The organism is Methylomicrobium lacus LW14, assembly GCF_000527095.1.
Lineage (GTDB): Bacteria > Pseudomonadota > Gammaproteobacteria > Methylococcales > Methylomonadaceae > Methylomicrobium > Methylomicrobium lacus.
Genome location: NZ_AZUN01000001.1, coordinates 837,502 through 855,190, shown reverse-complemented (window position 1 = coordinate 855,190; position 17,689 = coordinate 837,502). Strand labels below are relative to the sequence as shown.

Here is a 17,689-nt window from a genome sequence, read left to right as displayed (position 1 = left end):
GAGCAATGATACCCGTTCACGCATTAAGATCAGCCCTGCTGTTTCTAACCAGTATCGCTCCGGCGCTTGCCGCCCAGGAGCCGCAGGACGTGATCGATCTTCAGCTGCGCTGGCACCATCAATTCCAGTTTGCCGGCTATTACGCGGCCGTCGCGAAGGGTTTTTATCGGCAGGAAGGATTGGAAGTCCGACTGCATGCGGGCGATCCGGCGCATCAATCGGTTCAGGAAGTCTTGTCCGGACGCGCGCACTATGCCTCAGGCAACAGCGAAGTTCTCTACAAACGCTTACAAGGCAAACCGCTGGTCGCGCTGGCCGCGATTTTTCAACACTCGCCTTCGATACTGCTGGTGCGCAAGGATTCCGGCATTGGCTCGGTGCATGATCTGGCCGGCAAAAAAGTGATGCTGATGAACCGAACCGATGACGCCGACGTTCTGACCATGTTTTTGAATGAAGGCATTGCGCTTTCCCAAATGGACATCATCCCCAGCAATGATCAGATTGACGACCTAATCACCGGCAAAATCGACGCTATTAGCGCCTATTCCACCAACGAACCGTTTTACCTGAATCAACGCCATATTCCGTACAACATCATCGACCCCGGCAACTACCGGGTCGATTTCTACAGCGATATTCTGTTCACTTCCGCTCAAGAATTGCGCGATCACCCCGACCGGGTCGAAAAAGTGCGCCGCGCGACGCTGAAGGGATGGCGATACGCGATGGATCACCCCGATGAAATCATCGGTCTTTTGGTCAATGAATATCACGTCGAAAAAACCCGGGCGCATCTCGAATTCGAGGCGGCCGAGATACGCAAGCTGATCTTTCCTGACATCATCGAAATCGGCCACATGAACCCGGAGCGCTGGCAGCATATAGCCGACACCTTCGTGAAACTCGGCTTGATCAAATCCAGCGCTCCGCTTGACGGCTTCATTTACAGCACGAAGGCCAAACACCTGCCGGCATGGGTACAGCCCGCGCTGACGATCGCCATCGCCGTGCTTATCGCGGTGTTGTCCGCGACTTATTATCTGCTGCGCTTGAACCGGCGCCTGATCCGCGCCGAGGCTCTATTACGCGCCACCAATACCGTTTTTGCTGCGGAAATCGATGACCGCAAGGCAATCGAAATGAGCTTGCGGGAAAGCGAAGCGCGCTATCGCTCATTGTTCGAAAATATGCTGGGAGGCTTTGCCTATTGCCGAATGCTTTATCAAAACGGTCAACCCGAGGATTTCATTTTTCTGGAAGTCAACGCGGCATTCGACTGTTTGACCGGTTTACAGGATGTGACAGGCAAAAGAGCCAGCGAAGTGATTCCCGGCATCAAGGCATCGAATCCGGAATGGTTTGCGATTTACGGAAGTGTAGTGACGGGAGGCGCTCCCGAAAAATTCGAAACCTTTGTAAAACCGCTGAATAGCTGGTTTTCGATAGCGGCTTACAGCGCCGGCCAGCAATGTTTTGTCGCGGTCCTGGAAAATATCACCGAACACAAACAGATTCAGCGCAGTTATGAGCAAATGGCGCAGATCGATCATCTGACCGGCCTGGCCAATCGCCGGCATTTCACGCAGCAGGCGGAAGCGGAGCTAGCTCGCACCTTGCGCCATGGCGTCCCCCTCTCCCTGCTGATGCTCGATTTGGATAACTTCAAACGGATCAACGACAATCATGGGCACCAAACCGGCGACCGGGTTCTGCAAACATTCAGCGACATCTGCCTGTCATCCCTGCGCAAAGTGGATCTGATCGGCCGTATCGGCGGAGAAGAATTTGTGATCATGCTGCCGGAAACCGCCATCATGGAAGCGATCGACGTAGCCGAACGCCTGCGCAAGACGGTTGCGGATGCATCCCTTCCCTTGGAAGATGATCAGGCGCTCCGTTTTACCGTATCGATCGGCGTCTCCACGGTCAATGCCTTGTGCGTCCATATTGACGGGCTTCTGCAAAAAGCGGATCAGGCGCTCTACCAAGCCAAGGCGGAGGGGCGCAACCGGGTTTTTGCCGAGGCTTCGGTACGGCAAAACCGAATGCTCTGTTAAACGCGCCGTTTCTCGATCGGCGAAAAGCTCAGCTCAAACCCTCGACCGCCAGCAGCACTTCCTGCGCATGCTCCTTGACCTTCACCTTGCGCCATTCGCGCACCAGATTGCCCCGGCTATCGAACAAAAACGTGCTGCGCTCGATGCCGCGCACCTGCTTGCCATACAGTGACTTCATCTTGATCACATCGAACAGGCCGCAGAGGGCTTCATCGGGATCGGAAAGCAGTTCGAACGGAAACTCCTGCTTGCATTTAAAGCCTTCGTGCATTTTGACCGAATCGCGCGAAACGCCGAATATGACCGTATTCAGCACGGCAAAGCGTTCGCTCAGATCGCGAAAATCGCGGCCTTCCTGGGTACAGCCGGGCGTATTGTCTTTCGGATAAAAATACAGCACGATGTTTTTTCCCTTAAAATCGCTCAAGCGGAGCGTCTTGCCGCCGGTACACGAGATTTCAAGGTCGGGCGCCACGCTGCCGAGTGTCAAAACGGTCATCAGGGCATCCTAACGTTTAATCGGTTCAAGAATCGCATCGATATTCAGTTGATCGCAAAAATCCAGAAATTCTTCGCGCAGCGACAGCAAACGGACTTCCGGCGGGATCAGCACGATAAATTTGGTCGAGAATACCGAAGTCGCGATATAGGGCGCCTGATAGGAACTGCCCGAGACTTCCTCGATTTCGATCCCGTGCATCGTTAAAAACGTTGAGACCGACTCGATAATATTGTCGCGGTCCACCGACAAGGTTTCGAGCGAATAAGGCAGAAATTCTTTTTCATGAGGCTCATGCTCGGGCCGGAGCATCTGAATTTGAATTTCAAGCCGTTTTTGCAAGGCATCCAACAGGTTCTCAAATTTGGCGATTTGATTCCAGTTGCCCTGTACCAACAAATGAGCCGCATCCACCTGTTTCAGGCGAGTGTAGCGGATTTCCAAAATACTGCATTTACAATCGCGGATGGTGGATAATATTTCGGCAACAAAATAGTTCCGATTATGTCCTAATACGGTAATGGCTAATTGCATATTTTTTCTAGGTTTTATCGACTCGTAGGGACAATTTGACAAAATTACATTTACTTAGCCTTAACTGCTGAATTAAGCAAATGAAAGTTATTGGATTTTTTCTGCGGCAAGCCATAAACTAGCCTTTCGAGATGCGTTATATTACTATCAAAGTTCACCCAAATGACAGAGCCAGCCAACAAAAAGTCTAAAGAAGGGCGCTACCGCCTCGACTCGAACCTCATCGAGGTCGAAGTCGAACCGGTCGTCGAGCCGTTGACCGACCTGGACAGCGACGAAGACGCGATCGATCGGTTGCTGATCAATACGGGGTTCGATGCCGAAACAGATTTTTTTTCAGCGGAAAACCTGGACCCGGATGCATGGGACAAGCCGCTAGCTGCCTACGATACTCGGACTGTCGAATTTGACGCGTTAAGCGATGACCCGATATTGGCTACGCGGCAAACCGGCGATGACGAGACTATCGAACCTGTCGACCTGGGCTCACCGATTGCCGACATCGAGTTAACCCCGGCGCCATTGCAACAGGAAACCGCAAGCGTTGACGCGCTGATTGAAAAGGCCGAACCTGTGCCTGCCGAAGATGACGGTTTTTGGGCGCCTGATGACCCTGAGGCCGAATTCAACGAATTCAGTCATGCTGCTTTCAACTTAGACGAAGCGATTGAGCCTGTCAACCTGGACTCACCCGTTGCCGGCATCAACCCGACTGAGGCAGCGGTCATCGATAACGCGCCGTTTGCATTTTCTGCTGCGCTTTTCGAACCGTCTGCCCCCGCGGCCGAGACGGAGCCCGAACCGCATCGCGCCTGGCAGGGCCCCAGGGACGATGCGGCTCCGATCGCGGCGGCGATTGCCCCCCCTGCCGAAAACGGCGGCGATCACACACCGCTCACGGACGCCCTGCTGGAACAAGCCATCCCCCCTGAGGTCCCGGCCGATTGGAGCCGCTCGCTCTCGCTGCAGGAAGCTACCGGGCGGCAATTGGCGATTCTCGAAGGCAAAACCAGAAACGCCGGGCGCCTGTCTTTGGTAGCGCTCGCTTTGTCCCTGACCGCGCTGTGCGCGGCGCTGACGCTCGGCTATCTGAATGTCCAGACGCGTGCCGAGCTGAGCAAACTCAAGACGATGACGGCCATCCTTGAAGAAGATATGGGCGGCTTGAGCGAAAAAGCGGGCAGCAACAACCCTACGGAGGAGGACAGCGAGGCGGCGCCAAGCCATTTTTCCGAAGAACCGGAGCCAAGGACGGAAAACAAAGCCATTGCCGCGCCGCCAACGGCGGCAACCGAGCCCGCACCGGCAGAGCTAGCCCCGAAGCCGGCCTTGGTCAGCAAAGACGCTTCGCCACCCGTGCGCAAAATTCAGACACCCAAGCCCGCGCTTAACATGGCGCGAGCCAAAGCTTCGGAAAAACCGGCCGCTAGCGCAAGCGGCGCCAAGTGGACGGTCAATCTGGCGGCCTTCAGAGCCATAGCCGATGCCAGAAAAAAAGCCGCGGAATTCCAGCGCAAAGGCATAGCGGTCAAAGTGATGAAAGTCGATATCCAGCATGCGACCTGGTACCGGCTTGCCGTGCCCGGCTTCAAAACCAAGGAAGCCGCCAGCGCGCATTCGACGAAATTAAAGAAATTGCTGCGCCTGAACTCGATTTGGGTCGCGGCTCTTTAAATCGCTTCCCAGCAACAAACGGTGGCCGCATCGCGCAAAACCACCGCCGGCTGATCAGGATTACTTCGCCGGCTCGCTCGGTGTCGGTGCGGCTTGCACCGGCGCATCGGCGTTTTTGGGCGTTTCAGGATTCGGTTTTGCCGCTTCGGTTTTCTTATCCGCAGCCTCCGGCGGCTCGGACCGGAGCATGATCGCCGAATAACAGTTCATCATGCTTTCGGTTAGGTTGTTATGCGCATCGGCCAAGGCTTTCGGCGATCCGAAATCCTTGCGCAACTCATCCAACGTCTTTTTCGGATCGGTTGACTTCATCAGCGACAACATTTTGGTGTAATTTTTATAAGCGGTACGGCGCTCCGGATCAAATTCGAAATAACCCGGCATATGCATCGTCGTGGTGTCGATCACGCAGCTAGCCATTTTTTCCGGATCAATCTTATAATCCTTCACATCCTGTTCCTTCTTCATTTCTTCCAAAACCGCCTCTTCATAGTCACCCTTTTCAGCGCAGGCGGTGATGAATAAAGCAGAAATCGAAATGAGCAGAATTTTTTTCATTAAAGTCAAACCTTTGATAATTTTTAAACAATTCCGAGGGGTTCAGGGAGAAAATAAACTGTTTGAACCCTGGACCTAATTTCCTATTTCCTTCATCGCATCGCTAATCCAGGCCTCGGCCTCGGCATTGATCTCGGCGGCCTTGCGGCCCTTGCTTTCGATCGGCGGGCCGATTTTGACCTTGATCGTGCCGGGATATTTCAAAAAACTGTAGCGTGGCCAATAAACGCCGGCATTATGCGCAATCGGCACCACCGGATAACCGGATTGCTGCGCCAGCAGCGCGCCGCCGGCACTGAATTTTTTGCTTTCGCCGGGCGCGGTACGGGTGCCTTCGGGAAAAATGAGCACCCACAGCCCGGATTTTAAACTTTCGCCGCCTTTGTCGAGCAACTTGCGTAGCGCCGCGCGCTGATTTTTGCGATCGATCGCGATCGGTTTCAGCATCGCCATCGCCCAGCCCCAGATCGGCAGCCAAAGCAGGGACTGTTTCAACAAGACCGAATGCATCGGCAAAAATTCGCGATAAGCGAGCGTTTCCCAGGCCGACTGATGCTTGCTCAGAACGATCGAAGTGCGGCTTGGATCGATATGCTCCATGCCCTCGACTTGATAGTCGATGCCGCAGCAGACTTTCGCGAGCCACAGCACCCATTTGACCCAGAGCCCGGCGATCCGGTAACGCATCCGGAAAGGCAGTACGATCGCCAGCACCACCAGCGGGCAGATCACAAACAGCGACAACGTCATGCCGAGAAACAGCAGCGTCGAACCGAAATAAACCTTAAAGTTATTGTCCCGAGACGAGGGAGTTTGCAGCGTCATATAAATTATCGAATACTGGAATCTTCAAATCGGGGTTGGCGTTCAGCGTTTTCCGGCCCTTGCCGGTCTTAACCAGGATAGCCCGCGCGCCGGCCGCTTCGGCGGCCTGAATGTCGCGCAGCGAATCGCCGATCAGCACCGCATCGTGCAGGTCGACCTGATGCTCGGCCGCAAATGCCAGAAGCAACCCCGGTTTCGGTTTGCGGCAGTCGCAACCGTTCTCCGGCCCATGCGGACAAAAATAAATCGCTTCGATCGCGCCGCCGTTTTCGGCCACCAAGCGGAGCATCTTTTGATGGATCTTATCGAGCATCGCCCGATCGAGCAGGCCGCGCGCGATGCCGGATTGATTCGTGATCACCGCGACCTTGAAGCCTTTCGCATGCAGCAGCGCAATCGCCTCCAGGCTGCCCGGAATCGGCCGCCATTCATCCGGCGATTTGATGAACTGGTCGGAATCCTCGTTGATCACGCCGTCCCGGTCGAGCAAAACATAACGGTTTCGAGTCATATTTTAAATCGGTTAGCCTCGATTCCGTTTATCCTGAGCGAAGCGACATTCATTCCTGATCAAGACTGCAATTTCGAAATATCCGCGCAGGTCAAAAACTGTTCGGACAGCAGCGTCAATAACGCCAGACGGTTTGCGCGCAATTCGAGATCGTCGCACATCACCATCACATGGTCGAAAAAGTCATTGACCACCGGTTCAAGCTGCGCGAGCCGGTTCAACGTGCCCTGATAATCCCGCTGCGCCAGCAAAGGCTTGATCGCTTCGCCGGCCGCATTGGCGGCTTCCAGCAAGCGCTGTTCCTGCGCTTCGGCCAGCGCGCCGACGCTTGCAGCCGGCGCGGTTTCCGATTTTTTCAGGATATTGCGGATGCGTTTGTTCGCGGCCGCGAGGCTTTCGGCCTCCGGCAACTGCCTGAAGGTCTTGACCGCGGCCAGGCGCTGGATGAAGTCGAGCGGCTCGGACGGATTGACCGAGAGGACCGCCTCGAACTCGTCGGACGTGTAGCCCTGATCCAGACAGTAGCCTTTCAGCCGGTCGAACACGAATTCGGTGACCGCAACACGCGTCGCATCGACATCGAAGGCATGGGTAAACTGGTACAGCGCAAAATCGATCAGATCGCGGATGTTCAGCGGCAGACGGTTTTCGATGATGATGCGCAGCACGCCGATCGCCGCGCGCCGGAGTGCATAAGGGTCCTTGTCGCCGGTCGGAATCAGGGCGGCGCTGAAAATGCCGCACAAGGTGTCGATCTTGTCGGCCAGCGCGACAATCTGACCGGTCACGCTGCCCGGCGTCGGACCGCCTGACTGTTTCGGCAAATAATGCTCTTCGATCGCCAAAGCGACCTCGGCCGGCTCGCCGTCCGCGAGCGCATAATAGCGGCCCATGATGCCTTGCAGATTGCCGAATTCGCCGACCATGTCGGTCAAGAGATCGGCTTTCGCGAGCAAGGCGGCGCGCTTCGCGTGTTCGACATTGGCGTGCAGCAGATTCGCGATCACCTCGGCCAGCTTGATTACCCGTTCGGTCTTGTCCGCGACGGTGCCGAGTTTTTCCTGGAATACGATGCTGGACATGCTCAACACACGCTCGGCGAGAGGCTTCTTGCGGTCCTGCTTCCAGAAAAATTCGGCGTCGGTCAGACGCGGAGTGATTACCCGCTCGTTGCCGCGCTGGATTGATTCGGGACGCTTGCTTTCGATATTGCTGAAGGTGATGAAATGCGGCAGCAAGGCGCCGTCCCGGTTCTTGACCGGAAAATATTTCTGGTTGGTCTGCATCGTCGTGATCAACACTTCGGCCGGCAGTTCCAGGAAGCGCGGATCGAAATTACCGGTCACCGGCACCGGCCACTCATTCAGCGCGGCGACTTCTTCGAGCAGATCGTCCTCGATATGCGCAATGCCGCCGACCTGCGCTGCCGCCTTATTCGCGGCGTCGCGGATGATCACCTTTCTGGCGTCGAAGTCGGCGATCACCCGGCCCTGTTCATGCAGCGTTTGGACGTAGGCTTCGGGGCTCGTGATCGTCAATTGTTCCGGCGCATGAAAACGGTGGCCCTGCGTCGCGCGGCCGGTCGTCAGGCCCAGAATCTCGGTCTCGATCACGTGCTCGCCGAACAACAGCACGGCCCAATGCACCGGTCTGACGAATTCGGTCGTAAAATTGCCCCAGCGCATTCGTTTCGCGATCGGCAAGGCGGCCAGGCTCTTGCGGATGATGTCCGGAATCAGCTTTTCGGTGGCTTGCCCTTCGATCTCCTGGGTGTAGGACAGCCAGGCGCCCTTGTCGGTATTCAGTTCCTGCAATTGCTCGAAGGTGGTGCCGCAGCTGGCCGCAAAACCCAACGCCGCCTTGCTCGGGCTGCCGTCCGGCGCATAGGCCGCCTGCAAGGCCGGGCCGCGTTTTTCGACCGTCTTGTTCGGCTGCGCGGTCTCGAGATTTTCGACCCATACCGCGAGGCGCCGCGGCGTCGCATAAAACTGGCTGCCGGAAAAGGCCAATCCGGCCTCGTTCAATCCGGCGACGATGCCGTTTTGCAGCGCCTGGGCCAGATTCAACAAAGTCTTCGGCGGCAGCTCTTCCGAGCCCAATTCGAAAAGTAAATGTTTAGTATCGCTCATCGTGATTCTCCCTGTCCTGCCAGCATCGGGAAGCCCAGCGACTCCCGGCGCTGGTAGTAAGCCTCGGCGACCGATTTGGCCAAATTTCTGACCCGCAAGATATAACGCTGGCGCTCGGTGACCGAGATCGCATGGCGCGCATCGAGCAGGTTGAACGTATGCGACGCCTTCAGCACCATTTCATAGGCCGGCAGCGGCAGGTTCGCCTGGATCAATTTCTGGCATTCCTGTTCGTAGGTGTCGAAACATTTGAACAGGAAATCGACGTTCGCATGGTCGAAATTGAACGAGGACATTTCGACCTCGTTCTGATGAAACACGTCGCCATAGGTCACGACGCCGTGCGGCGTCCGTGCCCAGACCAGATCGTACACGCTCTTGACGCCCTGCAAATACATCGCGAGCCGTTCCAGGCCGTAGGTGATTTCGCCGGTCACCGGCCGGCATTCGAGCCCGCCGACCTGCTGGAAATAAGTAAACTGCGTCACTTCCATGCCGTTCAGCCAGACTTCCCAGCCGAGCCCCCAGGCGCCCAAAGTCGGCGATTCCCAATTGTCCTCGACGAAGCGGATGTCGTGTTCGAGCAGATCGAAGCCCAGAGTGCGCAGGGAGCCGAGATAGAGCTCCTGAATGTTGTCAGGCGACGGCTTCATCAGCACCTGATACTGATAATAATGCTGCAAGCGGTTCGGGTTTTCGCCGAAACGCCCGTCGGTCGGCCGGCGCGAAGGCTGCACATAGGCGGTATTCCAAGGCTCGGGCCCGATCGCCCGAAGAAAAGTCGCCGGATGAAAAGTCCCCGCCCCCACTTCCTGATCCAAAGGCTGCAACAAGACGCAACCCTGCTTGGCCCAGTATTCCTGTAGGGCCAGAATCAGTCCCTGAAATGTCGATACATCGTAATTCGAACTCGCCACGGTACACACACGATATGCAGTAAAAATCCGGCGATTATAACTTAATTTTTGGCTTGAGGCAGGGTTTGTGATGGACGGCTGGCGGATTTACCGCCGCGAGTTAGAACCGAGACGGACGCCCTGCGCCCCGAACCGCGAAGCGGCTCAAGATACGCAGAGCTTGGGAACGCTAAAAAGATTGATCGAATCCTTACAGAATCTTCAAATATTCCAACAACGCGGCTTTTTCCTGTTTCGACAGCCGGGTACCGAATTCATGGCCGCAGCGGCTGTTGCCGGATTTGATGTTGTCGCCTTCGCAATCGGTCGTCTTCAAGACATAATCGAATTTGCTTTGCTCGACCGCGAGTCCGATTTTTTCAGGGTCATAGGCGGGGCCGATCTTAAATTCGACGGGCCGATTCTGCGCCGGCTCCAACAATGCCGCCAGCGTCGGCACCGAACCGTTGTGCAGGTAAGGCGCGGTCGCCCAGATGCCCTGCAAGACACGGGATTCGTAAGCAATAGCCGGAGTCGGATCGGTGAACTTGTCCTTACAGGCATACCCCCCGGCCTGCCGCAAGCTCGGAGGCGCCTGCATGGTCTGATAGGCGCCTTTCAGCAACGCGCTGTCCGAAGTCACCAGATCCGCCTGTTTTTTCAGCAACTGCTCGGTAATTTCCTTGACTTTGCGGTCTTTGGCAGCTTTTGCATCGCCGACCAGACGCTCGATCAAGCCTAATTTGGTTTGTGCCTTCAACTCCAGATCCAGCGTTTTCGGTGACTTGGTGTACTGCAACAAGGTGCCCATACCGACCATGCTCAGGACTCTGACCGCATTTTCGTCCTTTGCCTTCAGCGGCTTCTCGAGGAACGGTATCTTCGCCCCGGCCAGCACGCCGGTATCGACCGTCAAGCCAAACAACTCGAACTCCTTCGGATCCGTGCCGACATAGCACAGCGGCGTCGCCCAGGTCTTGTTCAAGGCGCGTGGAATCCCGTCGCGAATACCGTGGCACCCGGCGCAGCCGCCGTTTTCGGTTTGGGTCGGGCTTTCATAGATCGCCTTACCCTGCGCGGCCAACTTCGCATTGACCGCCCATTTGCCTTCTTTCCACGGCCATGCCGGAGGACCGATCTTTTTGACCAGATTCTCGACCGCCTTCAGCCCATCAAAATTGGCCGAATTATGTTTCAGATAATCGAAGCCGAGAAGCTGGCCTGGGGCTTTTTTCGGATAAAAATCGGCAAACACGCCCAGCACTTCACCGTAATTGCGCGACAACCCCAATAAACCGTTGCCGTTGTCCGCAAAGCCGGGCCACTGGGTCTTGTCCTGAATCGGCGCATTCCAGATGAACGGATAGCGCACCGGCGTGTCGGCCAAGTGAATGTTGGATTTGATGATATGATCCGGCGCCGTGCCGATATCCAGGCCGGTCACCCGGTTCAGGATCATCGCAACCGCATCGAGACGCGCAGGCCCCCACGGCTTGTCCTTCGGTAAGGCGATACTCATGATCGTATGATAAGGCAGGTACCAGGTCTCGACTTCTTTCCGCAAGCGCGTTTTTTGCTCGGCCGAAGGCGTTCCGCCCAGTACCGCGGCAGCGAAAGCGTCGAAGGACGGCTGATCATTCAGCGTATGCCCAACCGCGCCGTCCAAATCGGCTGCAAAGGTCTGGAAGTCGGAGATTGCAGGCCCCCCGTCGATCCGGTAGGCCTTGCCGCCTACCTCGATTTGCCGGGTGTGGCAGGCGGAACAGGTCATGCCGACCGCGTTGCCGTTGACCGTGAAACCGACCGGCAGGCCTTGGGTCTTACTGTCGGGATTCGGCAGATATCCGTAACGAGACATGCTGTCGTCTAAAAACGGCTTGCCGTTCGCCTGTTTTAATGCCAGAAACCATTGCAGAGGCATCAGCCGGGAGCCCTGATCCTGCGAGTAATATTGCAGGCGCGCCGCCTGGGTCCATTGTTTGCCTTGGTCGGTGTAGACCGGAGCGGATGCGGCGCTTGCCAAGCCGGGCAACAGGCAAACCGTAGCTGTGAAAAGGAGGGAAAGGGGATTCAACTTGAAGGATCGAAGTCGGATCATCATGACGAAAACCTCATTGTGAAAATGTTATTGTTATTGTTTTGGTCGACATATTTATAGCCATGTCAAGGCTTAAAAGCTTTCCCGAGAAGCCCTTGGAGGTATTAAAAAACCTCCAAGGGCTTTGCTGCCCTCGCGATTGTGATTGTGGGTCTAATGTTGATGCAGCCCCTGGATTGAAAATAACTTGCCGAAATTTAGTCCCTTACTTTTTCCTGTCATCCTCGGTCATCAACCGCGCGGCCAAGGCGTGGTCCGAAAAAGTCTCCAGCGCATGCCCGACCTCGCGGCACTTGCCGCCCTGCGCCGCGTAATCGTTGCTGAAATCATGGATGAAATCCATCACGGTATGATCGATCAGATAACCGTTCGAGAAATCGAAAATGAGCGTCTTGCCATTTTCGAGACCTGCCAGCGCCTTTTTTAACGGCAGATAATTCGAGAACAGCGCCGATCCCAACAGTTTGACCACGATCGTGTCAGTCCCTGATTGCTCGATCGTGAAATGGATCTTGAACATATTTTCGAGCCATACCCCGCGCGCGATGTGGATGCCCAGTTTGACCGCGATGCCGAGCAGCACGCCGATCAGCAGATCGGTCGCGAGGACCCCGAGCATCGTCACCACGAACAGGCCCAACTGTTCCGCGCCGATCGCCCAAACCTGGCTGAAGGTCTTCGGCGAGGCCAGCTTGAAACCGGTATAAACCAGCAGCGCCGCCAACGAGGCCAGCGGAATGTTATGGATCAGATGCGGAAACAAGGCGACAAATCCCAACATAATCAGCCCGTGAAAGAAATTGGCCCAGCCGGTTTTGGCGCCGTACTGGATATTGGACGAACTTCGCACGATCTCGGCGATCATCGGCAAACCGCCGATGAAACCGGCGACCGTATTGCCCAAACCGACCGCGGCCAGATCCCGGTCGATATCGGATTTGCGCTTATACGGATCAAGCTTGTCTACCGCATTCGCGACCAACAAGGTTTCGAGACTGCCGACCAGACAGATGCTGATTACCGCGCCCCAGAACTCCAGGGTCAGCGCCTTCGAATAATCGGCAAACTGAAAAAAGGACGACCAATCGTCCGGAATATCGACCAGAAATTTCGGCGCAATCGCATGCGCATGGCCGGCCTGGAGTTCCGCGTCCGTCAAGAAGGGATGCCAATGTTCATGCTGCACGCCGAAAATCTGCCCGAGCCCCATACCGGTCAACAGCACGACCAAGGGGGCGGGAACCTTCTTCAATTTCGGATGCTTGACCCAAGGCCAGAAAATTAAAATCGCCAACCCGCTGAGGCCGATGAAGGCGATCACCGGATCGGGATTCAACAGGCTGTGCGGAATCTGCGCGATCGTCGCGAAGATGCTGCCCGGCTCCGGGCTCGCCCCCAGCATCACATGGCTTTGTTTCGCGATGATGATGATGCCGAGACCCGCCAACATGCCGTGCACGACCGCCGGCGGAAAAAACGCGCTGTACTGGCCGGCCTTGTAAACGCCCATCAGCACCTGCAAGGCGCCGGCCAGCATGATCGCGGCCAAGGTATAACGGTAGCCGGCCAGCACATCGCCGTCGCCGAGCGTTTGCACCGCGCCGAGGATCACGACGATCAAGCCCGCCGCCGGGCCGTTGATCGTCACATGTGAACCGTTCACCCGCGAAACCAAGAGGCCGCCGACGATCGCGGTGATAATGCCCGCCGACGGCGGAAAACCGGAGGCGACGGCGATGCCGAGACACAACGGCAAGGCGATCAAAAACACAAAAAAACCGGCGAGCAGGTCGCTGCGCCAGTTTGCCTTCAGGGCGTCCAGGCCGAATCGGGGCGGCATTCCGGGTTGCATATTCATCAATAAACCTCGTTGAGTGACTAGGGGAACCCTCGTCAAGTCATGCGTGGCGAGGAGGAGAGAATCCATACGGGAATTCTACCACTTCTTACTGTAATGAAATGAGCATCCGGCGCATTCAGCCTGCTGAGGCGAAAAAAACAGGCTTACTGAGGAAACATTTTAACGCTTCTCAAATCTCATTTTTCGGTTAATAATTACCGAAGCGGGATTTTCACGAGAGTTGTGCGCAAAGCGTCCCACAATCGCATTTATTGACTATCTTTGAAGGCGCGGACCTGATCAAGAAGGGATTAAGACCGTTACTCTGAAATAAACAGTAGTAAATATTACTTTCTAAGCATCGACCTTATTAAGAAGGGATCATTAAAGGCCTGCATTGCAGGCCTTTTTCATGCGTTACTGGCCGAAGGAAGTTGTAATTTTTATGTGCCTACGACAATGCTTGTTCGGTGTTTGCGGTGTTTTGATGGGCGTTCCTGTAGCGAGTGCAGACGGCGCGCCTGCCGGGTTGATTGCCGAACTGTCTGACAAAGATGCCGCCACCTGGGCCGGTTTGCAAAAATATGGGGTGAATATCGGCGGTTGGGCGACGGCTGGCATCAACTACAACACCAACAATCCCAGTGACCGCAGTAACGCTCCGGTATCCATGACTGACCGGAACGCAGAGTTTCATTTGTATCAGTTGAATCTGTTTATCGAAAAAGCCGTCACCAAAGCCTCGAACTGGGATGTAGGTGGACGCTTCGACTTCATGTTCGGCACGGATACCCGATATACACAAGCGACCGGCCATTGGGACATGGGGTTGATCAGCCAACGCGACCTGCGCTTTTATGACATCGCCCTGCCGCAGGCTTATGTCGAGGTCTATGCGCCGATCGGTAACGGCCTGAGCGGAAAGTTCGGACATTTTTACGGTCTCATCGGCTACGAGTCGGTACCGTCGCCGCCGAATTTCTTTGCCTCTCATTCCTACAGCTTCAAGTCCTCGCCGTTTACCACGACCGGAGCGCTGTTTAGCTATGCGCTCAACGACCAATGGAGCGTAAACCTCGGCGCGGTGACGGGTGGAGATAATTTCGATCGGGATTTAGGCGCCTGGAGCCATATGAGCGGACTGACCTGGGCTAATGCCGACACCGGCACCACGGTTTCCTTTTCGGTGTTGCAGGGCGATGTCTACCAAAATCAGAGTTCTGAGCTGGTGTATTATTCGGCGATTCTCCAGCAAAACCTCGGTAAATGGCACTATGTCCTGCAGCACGACCGGGGCACCCAACAAAATGCCATCGCTCAGGGGCAGAATGCCGACTGGTATTCCATCGCCCAATACCTCACCTATGACATTGACGCTCAATTGGGCGCCGGTTTACGCGGAGAGTGGTTTAGGGATGACGACGGGGTCCGCTATTCCGCAGGCGCCGCCAACTATTACGCACTGACGGCGGGCTTGAACTGGAAACCTAAGGACTGGTTGATGGTCCGGCCTGAAGTGCGTTACGACTGGAGCGAGGCGCAAATCGCTCCATTCGACGGTGGGCATCAGACCGACCAGGTTCTGCTGGGTATTGACGCAGTCATCCAGTTTTGATTCCCCTTAGTGTGATCACGGGGTGTTAGCCGCCGTATTACTGATGGCCCTTGCCCCAAAAGCCCTCTGAGCATCCGATCCGGCTCAGCCCCGCTATCTGCTGACGAAGCCGGCGTGGGCTATCGATTGAACGAGGAGGAAACCCCATAACCTTGCGAAATCCTACAAATTCGCAATCATCACGTCTGCAAATTCGCTGCATTTGACTTCGGTCGCCCCGTCCATCAGGCGGGCGAAATCATAGGTGACCCGTTTACTCGCGATCGCGGCATCCATCGCGCGGATCACCGCGTCGGCCGCCTCGGTCCAGCCGAGATAGCGCAGCATCATCTCGCCTGACAGGATCAATGAGCCGGGGTTGACCTTGTCCAGATTCGCATACTTCGGCGCGGTGCCGTGAGTCGCCTCGAAAACTGCGGCGCCGTTTTGGTAGTTGATGTTGCCGCCGGGCGCGATGCCGATGCCGCCGACCTGTGCGGCCAAGGCATCGGACAGGTAGTCGCCGTTCAGATTCAGGGTCGCGATCACGTCGAAATCGTCGGGGCGGGTCAACACCTGTTGCAGAGTAATATCCGCGATCGCATCCTTGATCAGAATCCTGCCTGCCGCGAGGGCTTCGGCCTGCTCCTTGTTCGCGGCCGCCTCGCCATTTGCGGCCTTGGTTTTCTCCCATTGCAGCCAGGTATAGGTCTGCTCGGGATATTCCCGCTCGGCGAGTGCATAGGCCCAGTTGCGGAACGCGCCTTCGGTAAACTTCATGATGTTGCCTTTATGCACGATCGTCACGCTCTTGCGATTATTGACCAGGGCGTAATCGATGGCGGCGCGCAGCAGGCGTTCGGTGCCCTCCTCCGAAACCGGCTTGATGCCGATGCCGGAAGTCGCGGGAAAGCGAATCTTCGCATACTGCTTCGGAAAGTGTTCTTGCAGCAGGGCCAGGAAGCGCAGGTTTTCCTCGCTGCCCTGTTCGAATTCGAGCCCCGCGTAAATGTCTTCGGTATTTTCGCGAAAGATCACCATATCGACCGACTCCGGTTTTTTGACCGGCGACGGCACGCCCTTGAACCAGCGCACCGGCCGCAGACAGACATACAGATCGAGCAATTGCCTGAGCGCGACGTTCAGCGAGCGGATGCCGCCGCCGACCGGCGTGGTCAATGGCCCCTTGATCGAGACCAGATAATCGCGGCAGGCTTCGACCGTCGCGTCCGGCAGCCAGGTATCGAACTGACGGAAGGCTTTTTCGCCGGCGAAGATTTCGAGCCAGTGAATCTTGCGTTTACCGCCATAGGCGCTCGCGACCGCCGCATCGAGCACGCGCACGGTCGCCCGCCAGATGTCGGGACCGGTGCCGTCGCCTTCGATGTAGGGAATGATCGGATTGTCCGGAACGAGCAATTTGCCGTTCCGCATCTTTATCTGACTGCCGCCGGACGGCGGGACGAGAGATGGACCTGTCATGACGACTCCTATGAAATCGAATAAACTGACTGGGCAGCCGCGGTTCGGATAACTTGCGGCATTTTAAAATGCACTGCACTAGCATCATAGCAAAAGGCAATGGCTTTGTCCTGACCGTTAATGTATCTTCAGTATGGCGCTTTTCGAGGCGGCGACTCGCAGAGGATCTGACCGTGATCCAGGAACCTGACAGAACGCAGGAGATAACGAGAATGAAACGCTTATTTTTTGCCCTATGGCCCGATCCGGAAACCCGCACCCGATGCACGGCCGTTGCCGCCGCGCTGAAACAGGCCGGACGCCCGGTACGCCCCGACAATTTGCATATCACGCTGGTGTTTCTGGGCAGCGTCGATGAAGCGACCGAAACGAAACTGGTCGAAGCGGCCGCGGCGATCCGTTTCGCGAAAATTTCGATCCGATTCGATGCGCTGCACTATTGGCGCCGCCCCCGAATCATCTGCCTGTCCGGCAAACCGGAAGATTCAGCGGTAGCATTGCTGGTCGAACAACTGAACACGATCGCCGCGGCGCAGGAGATTACGACAGATGACAGGCCTTATCAGGCGCATGTGACCTTGATCCGCAAGGCCAGCCAATTGCCGCCATTGACCTTGGAACCGTTCCTCTGGCAGGCCGATGCTTTCTGTCTGGTCGAATCCTGCTCGACGCCGGAAGGCGTCGCCTACCGGGTACTGAAAACCTGGCAGGCTTATGAAGACCAAACCCCGATCGACAGCGAAGCGGATTAACAAACCCGAGCGACGCGATTATAATCGACGACACCTCCTCCACCCACCGTCCCTGAAACGCCATGCCCTATCTGAAACTGAACACGAACCGCGCGATCTGTGACGCACAAGCGCCGCCACTGCTGAGCCAACTGCCGCAATTAGTGGCGAAGAAAACCGGCAAGCCCGAGCGCTATGTGCCGGCCGAATTTTGGGGCTGGAACGGCTCGACGTTCGGCTGACCCCCATAGACTGACC

15 protein-coding genes are annotated in these 17,689 nt (G+C 56.2%); 5 read left to right on the top strand and 10 right to left on the bottom strand.

The window, feature by feature from the left end; genetic code table 11:
* Positions 1–5 precede the first annotated feature (5 nt).
* The gene (locus tag METLA_RS21275; RefSeq protein WP_084480053.1) at positions 6–2,060 is read left to right on the top strand and encodes a diguanylate cyclase; all 2,055 of its coding nucleotides are present in this window, start codon (positions 6–8) and stop codon (positions 2,058–2,060) included.
* A 28-nt stretch (positions 2,061–2,088) separates the two neighbouring features.
* Here METLA_RS21275 and METLA_RS0103775 read toward each other — a convergent pair whose 3' ends face one another.
* The gene (locus tag METLA_RS0103775; RefSeq protein WP_024297286.1) at positions 2,089–2,559 is read right to left on the bottom strand and encodes a peroxiredoxin; all 471 of its coding nucleotides are present in this window, start codon (positions 2,557–2,559) and stop codon (positions 2,089–2,091) included.
* Positions 2,560–2,568: 9 nt separating this feature from the next.
* The gene (locus METLA_RS0103770; protein ID WP_024297285.1) at positions 2,569–3,093 is read right to left on the bottom strand and encodes a glycine cleavage system transcriptional repressor; all 525 of its coding nucleotides are present in this window, start codon (positions 3,091–3,093) and stop codon (positions 2,569–2,571) included.
* Between the two features lie 162 nt (positions 3,094–3,255).
* Here METLA_RS0103770 and METLA_RS0103765 point away from each other — a divergent pair, with 162 nt between their 5' ends.
* Entirely contained in the window at positions 3,256–4,767 is a 1,512-nt protein-coding gene (locus METLA_RS0103765; protein ID WP_024297284.1) for an SPOR domain-containing protein, read from the top strand.
* 60 nt (positions 4,768–4,827) lie between these two features.
* Here METLA_RS0103765 and METLA_RS0103760 read toward each other — a convergent pair whose 3' ends face one another.
* The 7 genes from METLA_RS0103760 to METLA_RS0103730 form a co-directional block, all read right to left on the bottom strand.
* On the bottom strand, positions 4,828–5,325 hold the full coding sequence (locus METLA_RS0103760; RefSeq protein WP_024297283.1) for a hypothetical protein: 498 nt from the start codon (positions 5,323–5,325) through the stop codon (positions 4,828–4,830).
* A gap of 75 nt (positions 5,326–5,400) precedes the next feature.
* The gene (locus METLA_RS0103755) at positions 5,401–6,150 is read right to left on the bottom strand and encodes a lysophospholipid acyltransferase family protein (RefSeq protein WP_024297282.1); all 750 of its coding nucleotides are present in this window, start codon (positions 6,148–6,150) and stop codon (positions 5,401–5,403) included.
* A complete protein-coding gene (gene gmhB, locus METLA_RS0103750; protein ID WP_024297281.1) occupies positions 6,116–6,661 on the bottom strand; it encodes a D-glycero-beta-D-manno-heptose 1,7-bisphosphate 7-phosphatase in 546 nt (181 codons plus the stop codon). The genes METLA_RS0103755 and gmhB overlap by 35 nt, the downstream gene beginning before the upstream one ends.
* 59 nt (positions 6,662–6,720) lie before the next feature.
* Positions 6,721–8,790, bottom strand: a complete 2,070-nt coding sequence (gene glyS / locus METLA_RS0103745) for a glycine--tRNA ligase subunit beta (RefSeq protein ID WP_024297280.1) — start codon at positions 8,788–8,790, stop codon at positions 6,721–6,723.
* Positions 8,787–9,707 carry a glycine--tRNA ligase subunit alpha gene (gene glyQ / locus METLA_RS0103740; RefSeq protein ID WP_024297279.1) on the bottom strand — a complete coding sequence of 307 codons (921 nt, stop codon included), beginning with the start codon at positions 9,705–9,707 and terminating at the stop codon, positions 8,787–8,789. Before glyQ ends, glyS begins: the two co-directional genes overlap by 4 nt.
* A 190-nt stretch (positions 9,708–9,897) precedes the next feature.
* The gene (locus METLA_RS0103735) at positions 9,898–11,787 is read right to left on the bottom strand and encodes a di-heme-cytochrome C peroxidase (RefSeq protein ID WP_084480052.1); all 1,890 of its coding nucleotides are present in this window, start codon (positions 11,785–11,787) and stop codon (positions 9,898–9,900) included.
* Between the two features lie 202 nt (positions 11,788–11,989).
* Complete coding sequence (locus METLA_RS0103730) at positions 11,990–13,642, bottom strand: SulP family inorganic anion transporter (protein ID WP_024297277.1); 1,653 nt, start codon at positions 13,640–13,642, stop codon at positions 11,990–11,992.
* Between the two features lie 469 nt (positions 13,643–14,111).
* Between METLA_RS0103730 and METLA_RS0103725 the strand changes: the two genes are divergently transcribed.
* Positions 14,112–15,239, top strand: a complete 1,128-nt coding sequence (locus tag METLA_RS0103725; protein WP_245598722.1) for a porin — start codon at positions 14,112–14,114, stop codon at positions 15,237–15,239.
* A 162-nt stretch (positions 15,240–15,401) separates the two neighbouring features.
* On the opposite strand, the gene icd is transcribed toward METLA_RS0103725, so the two are convergent.
* Positions 15,402–16,700, bottom strand: a complete 1,299-nt coding sequence (icd, locus tag METLA_RS0103720) for an NADP-dependent isocitrate dehydrogenase (RefSeq protein WP_024297275.1) — start codon at positions 16,698–16,700, stop codon at positions 15,402–15,404.
* Between the two features lie 212 nt (positions 16,701–16,912).
* Between icd and thpR the strand changes: the two genes are divergently transcribed.
* Both thpR and METLA_RS23130 read left to right on the top strand, forming a co-directional pair.
* Positions 16,913–17,452 (top strand): RNA 2',3'-cyclic phosphodiesterase, encoded by a 540-nt coding sequence (gene thpR, locus METLA_RS0103715; protein WP_024297274.1) that lies wholly within the window; start codon positions 16,913–16,915, stop codon positions 17,450–17,452.
* 62 nt (positions 17,453–17,514) lie between these two features.
* Complete coding sequence (locus tag METLA_RS23130) at positions 17,515–17,673, top strand: tautomerase family protein (RefSeq protein WP_198408443.1); 159 nt, start codon at positions 17,515–17,517, stop codon at positions 17,671–17,673.
* Positions 17,674–17,689: the final 16 nt, after the last annotated feature.